11 protein-coding genes are annotated in these 13,769 nt (G+C 66.7%); 5 read left to right on the forward strand and 6 right to left on the reverse strand.

Annotated elements, in window-relative coordinates; translation table 11 throughout:
* The 4 genes from DBR20_RS05430 to DBR20_RS05445 form a co-directional block, all read right to left on the reverse strand.
* On the reverse strand, positions 1-468 hold a 468-nt coding region (locus DBR20_RS05430; RefSeq protein ID WP_108265489.1), incomplete at its 3' end, for a response regulator transcription factor.
* A 60-nt stretch (positions 469-528) separates the two neighbouring features.
* The gene (locus DBR20_RS05435) at positions 529-1,584 is read right to left on the reverse strand and encodes an ABC transporter substrate-binding protein (protein ID WP_108265474.1); all 1,056 of its coding nucleotides are present in this window, start codon (positions 1,582-1,584) and stop codon (positions 529-531) included.
* Positions 1,581-2,972 (reverse strand): sensor histidine kinase, encoded by a 1,392-nt coding sequence (locus DBR20_RS05440; protein ID WP_108265475.1) that lies wholly within the window; start codon positions 2,970-2,972, stop codon positions 1,581-1,583. Before DBR20_RS05440 ends, DBR20_RS05435 begins: the two co-directional genes overlap by 4 nt.
* Positions 2,965-3,654 carry a response regulator transcription factor gene (locus tag DBR20_RS05445; RefSeq protein WP_108265476.1) on the reverse strand — a complete coding sequence of 230 codons (690 nt, stop codon included), beginning with the start codon at positions 3,652-3,654 and terminating at the stop codon, positions 2,965-2,967. Before DBR20_RS05445 ends, DBR20_RS05440 begins: the two co-directional genes overlap by 8 nt.
* A 325-nt stretch (positions 3,655-3,979) precedes the next feature.
* On the opposite strand from DBR20_RS05445, the gene DBR20_RS05450 reads away from it, so the two are divergent.
* The 4 genes from DBR20_RS05450 to DBR20_RS05465 all read left to right on the forward strand — a co-directional run bounded on the left by DBR20_RS05450 (position 3,980) and on the right by DBR20_RS05465 (position 9,753).
* Positions 3,980-5,116, forward strand: a complete 1,137-nt coding sequence (locus DBR20_RS05450) for a porin (protein ID WP_108265477.1) — start codon at positions 3,980-3,982, stop codon at positions 5,114-5,116.
* Between the two features lie 78 nt (positions 5,117-5,194).
* Positions 5,195-6,523, forward strand: a complete 1,329-nt coding sequence (locus DBR20_RS05455; protein ID WP_108265490.1) for a CitMHS family transporter — start codon at positions 5,195-5,197, stop codon at positions 6,521-6,523.
* 25 nt (positions 6,524-6,548) lie between these two features.
* Positions 6,549-7,289: an acetoacetyl-CoA reductase gene (phbB, locus tag DBR20_RS05460; protein ID WP_025874115.1), complete on the forward strand. Its 741-nt coding sequence runs from the start codon at positions 6,549-6,551 to the stop codon at positions 7,287-7,289.
* Between the two features lie 175 nt (positions 7,290-7,464).
* Positions 7,465-9,753, forward strand: coding sequence for a TonB-dependent receptor (locus DBR20_RS05465; protein WP_108265491.1), 2,289 nt, complete (start codon positions 7,465-7,467; stop codon positions 9,751-9,753).
* Positions 9,754-10,192: 439 nt separating this feature from the next.
* Here DBR20_RS05465 and DBR20_RS05475 read toward each other — a convergent pair whose 3' ends face one another.
* Together DBR20_RS05475 and rsgA are read right to left on the reverse strand one after the other, a co-directional pair.
* Entirely contained in the window at positions 10,193-11,446 is a 1,254-nt protein-coding gene (locus tag DBR20_RS05475; protein ID WP_108265478.1) for a flavohemoglobin expression-modulating QEGLA motif protein, read from the reverse strand.
* A gap of 172 nt (positions 11,447-11,618) precedes the next feature.
* A complete protein-coding gene (rsgA, locus tag DBR20_RS05480) occupies positions 11,619-12,719 on the reverse strand; it encodes a ribosome small subunit-dependent GTPase A (RefSeq protein ID WP_229979786.1) in 1,101 nt (366 codons plus the stop codon).
* A gap of 121 nt (positions 12,720-12,840) precedes the next feature.
* Here rsgA and DBR20_RS05485 point away from each other — a divergent pair.
* A partial coding sequence (locus DBR20_RS05485; RefSeq protein ID WP_258223218.1) for an aminotransferase class I/II-fold pyridoxal phosphate-dependent enzyme occupies positions 12,841-13,769 on the forward strand: 929 nt, incomplete at its 3' end.

The following is a 13,769-nucleotide window of genomic DNA, read 5'->3' on the forward strand; positions in this document are numbered from 1 at the left end:
CACCCGGAACTGCTGCGGCGTGAGCTGCGCCAGGCGGCTGGCCAGCAGCGCGTCGGCCTCGGAACGCTCGGCCGCCATCGCCGGGAACCACAGGCCACCATCGAGTACCGCCGCTACTGCTTCGCCGATGGTCTCGGCAGGCGCGGACTTGGGAATGAAACCGGCCGCGCCGAACTGCTGCGCGCGGCGGATCACCCGCGGGTGATCGTTGGAAGACAGGATCACCACCGGGATGTCCGGGTGCGAACCGCGCACGTGCAGCAGCGCGGAGAACCCATGCGCGCCGGGCATGGTCAGATCCAGCAGCACCAGATCCACATCGGGCTGTGCATCCAGCGCCGCAGCCAGTGCTTCAGCACTGGCGACCTCACGTACCTGCGCCAGCGGCAGGCTCTGCCGCAACGACTGCACCACCGCCGAACGCAGCAGCGGATGGTCATCGGCGATCAGGATGGTGTATTCGCTCATGCGGCCATTGTACGGGCAGCAAACCGCATCCGCCGGGCATGGCCCGGCGCTACCAGGGCATCAGCGCCCCGCCGGCTCCACGCTACTGCGCCAGGCATCCAGGAACTGGCGGCGCTTGAGCGCATCCAGGTAGACCAGCAGACCGGGGCCGAGCTGGATCGGGCGGCGGCTGCGGCCGGGCGCATCGTCGCCGCGTGCATCGCCGCGCACGATCGGCATCAGCCGTGCCTCGCGCGCGAGCACCTGCTGGCCACGTGGCGACAGCAGGTAGTCGAGGAAGCGCCGCGCTTCCTGCGGGTGCGCTGCGGTGCGCGGAATCACCGCGGTACGCAGCACCACCAGCGTGTAGTCCTCCGGCTCGACGATGGCCAGCGGTGCGCCCGCATCGATCCGCGCCTGCGCATACGAGCCCAGCACGTTGTAGACCAACGACAACTGGCCGCTGGCTACCTGGTCCAGCAGCACGCCGGTGCGTTCCTCGCGCACCACCGCGTTGTCCCCCAGCGCACCAAGCAGGGCCCCGGCGATGCTGCCGCGCTGGGCATCCTGGGTCGCCAGCAGGTAACCCACGCTGCTGCGTTCGATATCGTAGGTGCCGACCTTGCCGCGCAACGGCGACCCTGCCGCGCGCAGCAGGTCCAGCAGTTGTCGACGCGTGTGCGGCACTTTCGCGGCCGGCAGCCTGCGGGTGTTGTAGACCATCACCACCGGCTCGTAACTGATGCCGAACGCCTCGCCACGCCACTGCGCCCACGCCGGCAGCGCTTGGGTCTGTACCGAGCGGTGCTGCAGCGCGTGGCCGTCGTTGACCAGCTTGGTCTGCAGGTCCATGCCGCTGGAGATCAGCAGATCCGGCGACGCAGGTCCGGCATGGTCATGCAGGTAACGCGCGTACAGGTCCTGGGTGATGATGTCTTCGTATACCACCTCGCTGCCCGGATGCAGCCGCTGGTAGTCGGCGATGACCTCAGCGAACACCTCGATATCGGTGGTGCCGTGGATGCGCAGCTGTGCAGTGGCGGTGCCCTGTGCGGGGAAGCGGCGTACATCGCCCGGCGCAGCGAGGGCCGGCACGGCCAGCAACAGGACAACTACAGCGGCGAACAGGCGGATCATGTGCTGCTCCGGGGCAGGCGGATGGTGGCGACCAGGCCGCCCTGCGGTCGATTGCTGAGATCGATCTGGCCACCATGGCTGTCGACCACCCGCTTGACGATGGCCAGGCCGAGGCCGGCACCGCCGGAGGGCGCGCCCTCGCCCCGTGCGAAACGCTCGAACACGCGTTCGGCATCCACCGCGGCGATACCCGTACCGTGGTCGGCGATGGTCAGCACGGCCTGTTCGCCCTCAGCGGTCAGCGCGATCTGCAAGGGACCATCGCCGCCGTACTTCAGCGCGTTGTCGACCAGATTCTTGATGGCCTCGCGCAGCAGCAGCGCGTCGCCGTGCACCTGCACCGGCTCGGCCGTCATCGCCAGCTGCACGCGCGGGGCGGGCCCGGCCTGCGGCAGCGCTTCGTGCAGCGCCTGGTGCACGGTCTCGGCCAGGTCCACGGTGGCGAAGCGCTGTAGATGTGATCGATGGATCACGCTGGCATCGCTGAGCAGCTGGTTGAGCAGGCGACTCATGTGGGTGGCGTTGCGCTCGATCGCCAGCAGGCTGCGCCGCATGTCCTGCGGGTCGTCGTCATCCAGCGCCAGCTGCGCCTGCGCACGCAGCGCGGCCAGCGGCGTGCGCATCTGGTGTGCCGCCTCGGCCATGAACGCGCGCAGGGTTTCATTGCTGCTGGACAGACGTTCCATGAAGCGGTTCAGCGCTGCCACCATCTGGTCCATCTCACGTGGCACGCGCGCATCCAGCGGTTTCAGGTCGGACGGCTCGCGGCGTGACAGTTCGCGCTCGACCCGCACCAGCGGCCGGAACGCGCGATGCACGCCGAAGGCCACCAGTGCCAGCAGCAACCCCGACAACACACCGATCGCCAGCAGCGCGCGGTTGACCAGTTCCTGCGCCACCGCTTCGCGCGCACGCCGGGTCTGCCCCACCTGCACCTGCACCTCGCCCTGCGCGGAGGCAGCGGCAAAGCTGCGTCCGACCACAACGAAACGCACGGTCTCGCCGCTGTAAGCTGCATCGAACAACTGCGGTTGTGAGCCCGGCCGACGCGGCGACGCTGGCAGGTCGCCGTAGCCGGTGATCAGGTTGCCACGGCTGTCGGCGACCCGGTAGAACACGCGATCTTCCGGCGCCATCGCCAGCAGATCCAGCGCCGCATAGGGAAGGTCCACCTGCCACTGGCCGTCCACCAAGGCCACCGAATCGGCGATCGACAGCGCAGAGGACACCAGCAGATGGTCGTAGGAGCGGTTGGCCGCGCGTTGGCCGTAGTCGCGTGCAGCGAACAGCAGCGCCACTGCGAATACCGCCAGCAACGCGCCCAGGTACAGCAGCAGGGTGCGCCGCAGCGACCCGGGGGCGGCGCTTGCGCTGCGCGCGTCAGCCATCGGCGTCGGCTTGGCTGTCGCTGGCTTCAAGCAGATAGCCGACGCCACGTACCGTGGTGATGCGCAGCGGCGCGCCTGCCAGCTTCCTGCGCAGGCGACCGATATACAGCTCGATGGCGTTCGGCCCCGCTTCGTCATCGAAGCCGAACAGGCCATTGCCGATCTCATCCTTGCCCACGACCTGGCCCAAGCGCCCGACCAGGATCTCCAGCAAGCGGTATTCGCGGTTGGGCAGCTCGATCGGCTCGCCATCCAGGCTCACCCGGTGTGCGGCGTTGTCGAACTGGAAGCCACCGATCTGCACCACTTCACTGGCCTGCCCGCGCGCACGTCGCAGCAGCACCCGGCAGCGCGCTTCGAACTCGCGGAAATCGAACGGCTTGCCCAGATAGTCGTCAGCACCGACATCCAGCGCCTGCACGCGATCTTCGATACCGTCGCGTGCGGTCAGCATCAGCACCGGGGTGCTGTCACCGCGCTCGCGCATGCCGGCCAGCACGCGCAGCCCATCCAGCTTGGGCAGGCCGATATCCAGCACCACCAGATCGAAACTCTGGTAACGCAGCACGCTGGCGGCGGCCAGGCCATCGGCCTGCCAGTCCACCGCGTGACCACTGCGGCGCATGCGACGGATGATCGCATCGGCCAGGTCCGGGTTGTCTTCGACCAGCAGCAGGCGCATGGGCGGGGGCGTGAGGGGGGAAACGAATGCTACCGCATGGCGCCGCTGCGCTCGCCGGGCATGGCCCGGCGCTACCGATGCTGACCGGTTCCGCCGGGCGTGGCGGCGCCACCGGGTGCATCGTCGTGGGGTAGCGCCGGGCCATGCCCGGCGAGCGCAGCGGCGGCCTTTTACGCTGCACCGCACAAACCGCTGACAGGACGATGACAGCTTGCGCGACACAGACTGCGGCCGCGCACCGTCCGGTGCCCACGATTGCCGCGCGCCTGGCGTGCACCTGGGAGGGTTTGTGGAATTGAGCATTGCCTGGCGGCGTCCTGCCGCCATGATGGCCCTGGCTGCGCTGGCCGCGCCGGCCTTCGCAGAGGACGAGCGTCCGGTGACCGCCACGGTCGGCGGCCGCCTGCACCTGGACTTCGCCACCTTCGACAACGACAACCGGGGTACGCCGAACAAGGATGACACCGAGATCCGTCGCGCCTGGGTTGACGTTTCCGGCAAGTTCTTCGTGGTCGACTACAAGCTGGAAGCCGATTTCTCCGGCGACCGCGTCGAGGCCAAAGACGTCTACCTGAGCCGCAGCTTCGGCGATGCCGGCCGGCTCACCGTGGGCCAGTTCAAGCAGTATTTCTCGCTGGACGACCGCACCGGCTCCAACTACGGCAGCTTCCTGGAGCGCGGCAACGCCGGCACCACGCTGGCGCCGCTGTACCGGTTGGGCGCGTCCTGGCAGGCCAATCCAGGCGATTTCACCTGGGCCGCCAGCGTGTACAGCCTGGAAAGCATCGATGCCTGGCAGGTGAAGGGCCGCGCCGCCGGTGGCCGCGTCACCTGGGCACCGGCCCCCAGTGAGGGCGACGTGCTGCACTTGGGCCTGTCGCTGGCCCGCGAGGCCTACGACAACCCGGGTGGCAACGGCACGCCGGGCCTGAAGATCCGCCCGCGTCCGGCCGGCCATCTGTCCGACGAGAGCCGCCTGACCCTGGTCGACTTCTCCGCCGGCCGCGATACCGACGTCAACAAGTGGTCGCTGGAATATGCGCAGGTGCGCGGCCCGCTGTCATGGCAGGGTGAGTTCAGCGGCGCCACCTTCGATGATGGTGCCCAGCGCGGTGATGTGATGGCCGCCTACGGCATGCTCAGCTGGTTCGTCACTGGCGAGAGCCGCGCCTACGACCGCAAGACCGGCCGCTTCGCCCGGGTCAAGAACATCCGCCACAAGGCCGGTGCCTTCGAGGTGGCCCTGCGCTACGACCAGATGTGGGGCGCACAGCACCTCGATGGCCAACCCGACCTGCGCCGTGGCAGTACCGAAGGCTGGACGCTGGGCGGCAACTGGTACCTGCGCGACAACCTGCGCTTCATGCTCAACGTGATCGAAAGCCGCAACCACGATCGCCTGGCCGGCACCACGGTGGACCGCACGCGCGCGGTCACCGGCCGCCTGCAGTTCGACTTCTAAACGCGTTCTTCCCGGGCGCGCACGCTCCCGGGCCCCTTCCACGTCCCACGTCCTGTTTCCTCTAGGAGTCCGCAGATGATGCTGAGCATCCTCGGCTTTGGCATGGTCATTACGTTCATGTACTTGATCATGAGCAAACGACTGTCGCCACTCGTTGCCCTGATCACCATTCCCATCATCTTCGCCCTGATCGGTGGCTTCGCCGCCGGCATCGACGAAATGATGCTGGAAGGCATCAAGAAGATCGCGCCGACCGGCGTGATGCTGATGTTCGCCATCCTCTACTTCGGCGTGATGATCGATGCGGGCCTGTTCGATCCGCTGGTGCGGATCATCCTGCGTTTCGTCAAGGGCGACCCGATGAAGATCGTGTTCGGTACCGCCGTACTGGCGATGCTGATCTCGCTCGACGGCGATGGTTCGACCACCTACATGATCACCGTCTCGGCGATGCTGCCGCTGTACCAGCGGTTGGGCATGAACGCACTGAACATGACCTGCGTGACCATCCTCGCCGGTGGTGTGATGAACCTGACGCCGTGGGGCGGCCCGACCGCGCGCGCGGCCACCGCACTGCATGTGGACCCAGCCGATGTGTTCGTGCCGCTGATTCCGTCGATGGTGATCGCCTGCGCTGGCGTGCTGCTGCTGGCCTGGTACCTGGGCCTGAAGGAGCGCCGTCGTCTTGGCGTGGTGACCCTGCCCAAGGGTGGCAGCTGGATGGACAACAGCGTGTCCGACGACGGCAACACGCTGCCGACCGTGGAAGATGCCGAAGACACCAAGCGCCCCAGGCTGCTGTGGGTCAACCTGGCGCTGACCGTGGCCCTGATGAGCGCACTCATCATCGGTGTGCTGCCGATGCCGGTGCTGTTCATGATCGGCTTCGCCATCGCGCTGGTGATCAACTACCCGAACCTGGCCGAACAGCGCCGCCGTGTGGTCAGCCATGCCGGCAGCGTGCTGTCGGTGGTGGCGCTGATCTTCGCCGCGGGCATCTTCACCGGCATCCTCAACAACACCGGCATGGTCGAAGCGATGTCGCACAGCTTCCTGGCCATCATCCCCGACAGCTGGGGCCCGTACCTGGCGGTGATCACCGCTGTAGCGTCGATGCCGTTCACCTTCTTCATGTCCAACGACGCGTTCTACTTCGGCGTGCTGCCGATCCTGTCCGAAGCGGCCGGCAACTACGGCATCACGCCGGTGGAAATGGCCCGCGCCTCGCTGGCCGGGCAACCGGTGCACCTGCTCAGCCCGTTGGTGCCGTCCACCTATCTGCTGGTGGGGCTGGCCAAGGTCGAATTCGCCGACCACCAGAAGTTCACCCTGAAGTGGGCGATCGCCATTTCGTTGTTGCTGATGATCGGCGGCCTGTTGTTCGGTCTCTATCCCTTCACGACCTGATTCCCTTACCAAGGAGCGTTCTGCAATGACTCTTCGCATCGCCTACGTCACCAGCGGGATGGGCAGTGTCGGCACTGCCATCTGCCAGAGCCTGGCCCGTTCCGGCCACACTGTGGTCGCCGGCTGCGCACCCAACTCGCCGCGCAAGGCCAACTGGCTGCGCGAGCAGCGCGAACAGGGCTTTGATTTCATCGCCTCCGAAGGCAACGCGACCGATTGGGCGTCGACCACGGCGGCCTTCGCCAAGGTGCGTGCCGAAGTCGGCGAGGTGGACGTGCTGGTCAACAACTCCGGCGGAAGCCGCGACCTGCTGTTCCGGCAGATGACGGTGGAGGACTGGAATGCAGTGATCGCCTCCAACCTCAACTCGCTGTTCAACCTGACCAAGCAGGTGGTCGATGGCATGGCCACGCGTGGCTGGGGCCGCATCATCAACATCGGTTCGGTCAGCGCCCACAAGGGCCAGATCGGCCAGGTGAACTACGCCACGGCAAAAGCCGCGATGCACGGTTTCAGCCGTGCGCTGGCAGCTGAAGTCGCCTCGCGCGGGGTCACCGTGAATACCCTGTCGCCGGGGTACATCGCCAGCCAGGCGATCAGCAGCTTCCCGCCGGACGTGCTGGATCGACTGGCCGCGTCGGTGCCGGTGCGGCGCCTGGGTCGCCCGGAAGAAGTCGCCGGCCTGTGTGCCTGGCTGGCCTCGGATGAAGCCTCCTACGTGACCGGTGCCGACTATCCGGTCAACGGTGGCCTGTACATGGGCTAGCCCTTTCCACGCAGGGCGTGGGTCTACTCCCCTCCCCCGGTAGATTCACGCCCTGCGCGGCTTCCCCACGTCGCCATTCGTTGGTTTTTCGTAAACAAGGTTTCATGTTCCGTTCGCATAGTGGCCATGCACCGCGCCCCCGGGCCGGTGACCGCCCCCCATGCAATGGACCATCATGCAGACCCGATACCTGACGATCGCCGTGGCGATCGCGCTTTCCGCCGCCAGCGCCCACGCCGCTGAAGCCACCGACGCCACCGCCGATACCGCGCTGAGCGCGCAGACGCTGGATACCGTCTCGGTCATCGGCCAGGGCGAGACCCGCCAGGTGCAGCGCATCACCACCGTCGACAAGCAGGTGCTGCCGCCGGGTACCAGCGGCCAGAAGATCCTCGACCGCCTGCCCGGCGTGTCGGTGCAGTCCAACGATGCGTTCGGTGCGAATGAAGAATCGCAGACCATCAGCCTGCGCGGCTTCGACAAGAGCCGCCTGGGCTACACGCTGGACGGCATTCCGCTGGGCGACAACAGCTACGGCAACTACAACGGCCTGAGCATCGCCCGTGCATTGATCGCCGAGAACCTGGCCGGCGCCGAGCTGTCACAGGGCATCGGTTCGCTGGGCGTGGCCTCGACCAGCAATCTGGGCGGCACCATCCAGTACTTCTCGATGGATCCGTCCACCGAGTTCGGCGGCCGCGCCAGCATCACCGCGGGTGATGACAACCAGCGCCGCGGCTACCTGCGCGTGGACACCGGCGACATCAACGGCTTCTCGGCCTATGTCTCCGGCGTGCACCAGGACCAGGACATGTGGGCCGCGCCGTATCAGAACCAGACCACCCGCCAGTTCAACGCCAAGGCGGTGTGGAACGTGGGCGACAACCGCTTCGGCGCCTTCGTCGCCACCTCGCGTGCCAGCCAGGCCAACTATGCCTACCTGTCCAAGGACATGCTGGCGCGCGGCCTGGGTTATGACTGGAACATCTACGCACCGGACTGGAATCGCGCGGTCGCAGCTGCGTACTGCGCACCGGGCACCTACAACAAGGCGGGCTGTGCGTTCAGCGGCGGCGTCAACAGCATCGACGATGCGTACTATCAGAGCCGTGCGCTGCGCGATGACAACCTGTACTCGATCGACGCCGACATTCGCCTGGGTGAGCAGGGCCGCCTGAAGCTGCTGGGCTACCACCATGAGAACCGTGGCCAGGGCCACTGGTGGGCGCCGGGCCAGCCGTCCTACCCGGGCACCGACAAGATGCTGCCGATCTCGATCCGCAGCACCAACTACACCATCAACCGCGACGGCGTTACCGCCGCGCTGTCGTGGACGGTCGGCATCCATGAGCTGGAAGCCGGCGTCTGGTACGAACAGAACGACCATAACGTCTCGCGCAATTTCTACTACATCAGCGGTCCGTTCCTGGACGACCTGTACCTGCAGAACCCGGACCGCCGCCTGTTCAACCAGGACTTCGACATCCGCACCCGCCAGTTCTACGTGCAGGACCGGATGCGCTTCCTCGACCAGCGCCTGACCGTGGACGTGGGCATCAAGAGCCCCAACACGCGCATGACCGCAAAGGCCCAGCCGGGCGTGGAAACCAGCATTGCCTCGGGCACGCTGACCGCCAAGGAATCGGTGCTGCCGCAGCTGGGCGTGGGCTTCAAGCTCAACGCCAACAACGAGGTATTCGCCTCGTATGCCGAGAACATCGCTGCCTTCGTCGGCGGCGGCAGCGGTGGCCCGCTGCAGGTGTCACCGGAATCGTTCGCGGCCAGCGCCGGCCTGGAGCCGGAGAAGTCCAAGAGCCTGGAAGCGGGTTTCCGTACCTTCGGCGAGAAATACCAGGCCTCGATCGCCGCCTACAACGTGAAGTTCGACAACCGCCTGCTGTCGCTGAACCCGTGCTCGAGCATCGAAGTCGGCACGCGTCCGGAGTGCGTGACGCGCTTCATCAACGTCGGTTCGGTGAAGAGCCACGGTGCAGAGCTGACCTTCATCCTCAAGCCGGTCGATGGCCTGCAGTGGTACAACGCGCTGTCCTGGAACAAGACCACCTACGAGGATGACTACACCTCGGGCGGTGCGATCGTACCGGTGGCCGGCAAGATCACCGTGGATACGCCGCAGCGCATGGCGTCCAGCGAGATCAGCTGGAACCGCGATGGCTTCTTCGCCAGCCTGCGCGCCAAGTACACCGGCAAGCGCTACTACACCTACACCAACGACCAGTCGGTGCCGGGCGTGACCACCTTCGATGCGGGTGCCGGTTACGACTTCGGCCCCGGCCTGGGCCTGCGCAACGTGCGGGTGTCGTTGAACGCGACCAACCTGACCAACAAGCGCTATGCGGGCCAGCTGAGTTCGTTCGCACCGACCGATCCGAAGGGCACGCGGTATGCGATCCATGCGAGTGCGCCGCGGCAGGTGTTCATGACGGTGGCGGCGGAGTTCTAAGTCGAAAAGCGGGCGCTGCGGCGCGTTGATTGTTCCTGCATGGCGTGGGTAGGCAGGCCCATGCAGGACACGCCGTAAACCCATCCATGGGGGCTCGATGGCGCCATCCATGGCGCCAACGGTCCTGCATGGGCCTGCCTACCCGCGCTGGACAGTTCCCCGCGCCGGCGCGGAGGCAATGGAAAGCAAGAGCAAAAGCAAAGAGCCGGGCAGTGCCCGGCTCTTTGCTTTTCAAGCTCTTCAAGCGTAATCCCTCTGGTGGATTGCTGGCCGTCTCGCAGGAAATTGTCTGGAGCGGGGGGCTTGCGCTGGCCAGGACCGTCCACGGCATGGATGCCGTGGCCGAGCCTACAGGGACGTACTTGCGGCGTGTCCTGGCCAGCGCAAGCCCCCCGCTCTCCCCGATATCAATCAAGACGCCATAAGCCGCCAACGCATTTCATTCCGGCGCCAGCTGGTCCATCCGGATGCGGTTGGCGAACAGCGAGAACGCCAGCATGCCGGCCAAGCCGTTCGCCCGGCTCATCCAGTGCGGCAGCCAGCGCGGTGGCTTCAGCACACCCGATTCGAACAGCGGCGCGAACGCGATCGCATCAGTCAGGCTCATCTTGCCGGCAAACAACCAGCGGCAGACCTGCAGGCGATCCTCGGCCAGCATGTGGCGGAAGAACGTGTGCACCGACACCAGACCGCGCAGGTACACCGTGTCCTTGGTGAAGGCCAGGCCACCAGTCGGCGGCACGCCGCGGAATACCCGCTGCGCCGAGGCGAAGCTCTCTTCCGGGTTCTGCCCGGCATCGCAGAAGTAGCGGAACACCTCGATGAAGTCCGCACCTTCGCGCGCCATCGCGATCGCCTCGGTACGCAGGCTGATGCGTTTCAGTCGCTCGATGTCGATGCTGCCGGTGATCTGTTCGGCGAATGTCGCCAGTCCTTCCTGGGTGGCCGTCACCCGTGGCGAGGACAGCGCCAGGCTCGGCAGCACCGGCTGCGCGCGACCATTCAACGCTGTCAGCGAATGTACCAGCGCTTCGTGGTGGAACAGCTGCGCGCGGTCGTAGGCGCTGAAACGCGCGCTGGTACGCAGGCGGATGCGGGTGGCTCCGGCCGCCGCCTTGGAGACCAGATCCGGGTCCAGCTGCACCTGGATGATGCGCGATTCGAAGAATGCATCGAGGTCATTCTGCAGCTGCAGCTGCAACGCGATCGCCGAGATCGGCACCTGTTCTTCCGGTGCCAGCAGTTCGTGATCCAGTTCGGCAGCAATCTGGATGAAGTGGCGTGCTGCATCGCGCGTGCTCGGTCCGTTGCCCGGCAATGGTTGCTCGGGTGAACCGAACAACTGCACCGAACAGGCATCCACGGCCGCGGTACCGAGGCCTTCCAGCAGCTGCGCGGCCAGATCCCAACTCTGCGCGGACTGCCGCACGTAATGGCCCAGCGGATGGCTTTCATCACACTCGGCAGCAAGCGCCGCCAGCGCGCGACGCTCGTCGCTGAAGTCCAGCTTCGGGTAGTCGATCACCGGCAGCTTCGGCTGGCCGCGTGCCACGCTGTCCAGGAAGGGTGCTTGCAGGGTTGCCGGCCAACTGGTCAGGCCCAGCAGGCGGATGCCTCCTACGGCCTCGACCAGGCGCGCATCGAGCGCTGCATGGTGGGCCACGTCACGGTCAAGCGTCGCGGTCGGTTCCATGGGCGGACTATAGCGCCCTGCCCTTGCTTTGGTAGGTGCCAACTTTGGTTGGCACAGATATGCATGCGCGGAAAGCATCCATGCATGGCGTAGATCTACTGGGCTGCCCCCCGCCCTGACAGTGCCAACCAAGATTGGCACCTACCAGAAGCGCGTTCCCGGTACCGCCGGGTCAGCGCCTGCGCGGTTTGCCCGCGGGGCGGAACTGCTGGCCCTTGCCCTTCCTGCCGCCACGTTCCTGCGCGGTCTCGGCCTGGCGCACGGCCAACTTCGCGGCAGCGGCGGCCACTTCTTCCTTCAACTTGAAGTAGTTCTGCAGCCGGCTCTCTTCAATCTCGCCGGCATCGATCGCCGCGCGTACCGCACAGCCCGGTTCCTGCTGATGCATGCAGTCGTTGAAGCGGCACTGCGCGGCCAGCGCTTCGATATCGGCGAAACCACCTTCGGCCAGCGTTTCTTCGCCAGTCGGCTTCAGTTCGCGCATGCCCGGCGTATCGATCAGGCAGGCGCCCATCGGCAGCGGCATCAGCGCGCGGTGGGTGGTGGTATGGCGGCCGCGCGAATCGTTGGCGCGCACCGAGTTGGTTTTCATCCGCTGCTCGCCCAGCAGCGTGTTGGTCAACGTCGACTTGCCCGCACCGGAAGAACCCACCAGCACCACCGTGCGGCCGGGGCCCAGCCACGGCTCCAGCACTGCAACACTGTCCGCATCCAGGCCGTTGATGGCGTGCAGGGCGATGCCCTGCAGTTCCAGTTCCTCCAGCACCGCCAACGCATCTTCGCTGTATTCGGTCTGGTCGGCCTTGGTCAGCACCACCACCGGTTCGGCACCACCACCGCCCACCAGCAGCAGGTAGCGTTCAATACGGCGCGGATTGAAGTCCGCATCCAGCCCACAGACGATGAAGACGGTATCGATGTTGGCCGCGATCACCTGCTGGTGGTAGTGCTCACCGGCGGCGCCGCGCTTGATGGCGGTACGTCGCGGCAACAGAGCGACGATGCGGATGCCGTCCAGCAGCACCCAGTCGCCAACCGCCGGCCGTTCGTGGCTGGGGAAGCGTGGGCGCTGCCACTCCGGCAAGGATTCGGCCTTGATCGACGCGTCCGGGCCATCGGCCACCACATAGTGGGTGCGGTGCTGTTCGATCACCCGCGCCGGTCGGGCCTGCGGGTGTGCGGCCATCGCGGCCTGCCAGTCGGCATGCTCCGGCGGGCCCGGCCAGGGCCAGCCGATGGTCTGCAGGGCGGTGAAATCGGGGGTCTGGGTCATCGCCGCCATTCTACCTGTGCGATGCCGCCCAGCCCAATGTTGGCGGGCCCTGCAGCCCTTGCCATGCGCTGCAGCAATTCCGCTACCATGGAACCCCCATGCCTTTTGCGGCCCACCGCCCATGTCCACTCCCTCGCCCAAACCCCTGGTCATCCGCGAGCGCCTTTCCGAAGTGCGCTACGAAATCCGCGGAGAACTGGCGCGGCGAGCCCGGGAGCTGGAGGCGCAGGGCCACAAGCTGATCAAGCTCAACATCGGCAATCCCGGCGCTTTCGGCTTCCGTGCACCGGAACACCTGCAGCGCGCCATCGCCGATGACATGGGCCGCACCGATCCCTACACCCACCAGCAGGGCCTGCCGGTCGCCCGCGAAGCCATCGCCGCCGCCTACGCCCGCCGTGGCGCGCCGGATGCCCACCCGGATCGTGTGTTCGTCGGCAACGGCGTCAGCGAGCTGATCGACCTGTCGCTGCGTGCGCTGCTCAACCCGGGCGACGAAGTGCTGGTGCCCTCGCCGGACTACCCGCTGTGGTCGGCTTCGACCATCCTCAACGACGGCCGCCCGGTGTATTACCGCTGCGCCGCCGAGAATGGCTTCCAGCCGGACCCGAGCGAGATCGAGACGCTGGTGTCCTCGCGCACCCGCGCCATTGTGCTGATCAATCCGAACAACCCCAGCGGCGCCAGCTACCCGCGCGAGCTGCTGGAGCGCGTGGTCGAGATTGCGCGCCGGCACAACCTGCTGCTGCTGGTCGATGAGATCTACGACCAGATCCTGTACGACGACGCGGTGTTCCAGCCGGTCGCACCGCTGGCCGGTGACCATCCCTGCCTGACCTTCAGCGGCCTGAGCAAGGTGCACCGTGCCTGCGGCTGGCGCGTGGGCTGGGCCCACCTCAGCGGCGACGACGCCCGCCTGGGCGACTTCCGCGCCGCGCTGGACCTGCTGGGCGCACTGCGCCTGTGCGCCAACGTGCCGGGCCAGTACGCCATCGACGCCGCGGTGAACGGCCCGGACACCATTTCCGAGCTGTGCGCACCGGGTGGCCG

Source organism: Stenotrophomonas sp. HMWF023 (assembly GCF_003060985.1).
Classification (GTDB): Bacteria; Pseudomonadota; Gammaproteobacteria; order Xanthomonadales; family Xanthomonadaceae; genus Stenotrophomonas; species Stenotrophomonas lactitubi.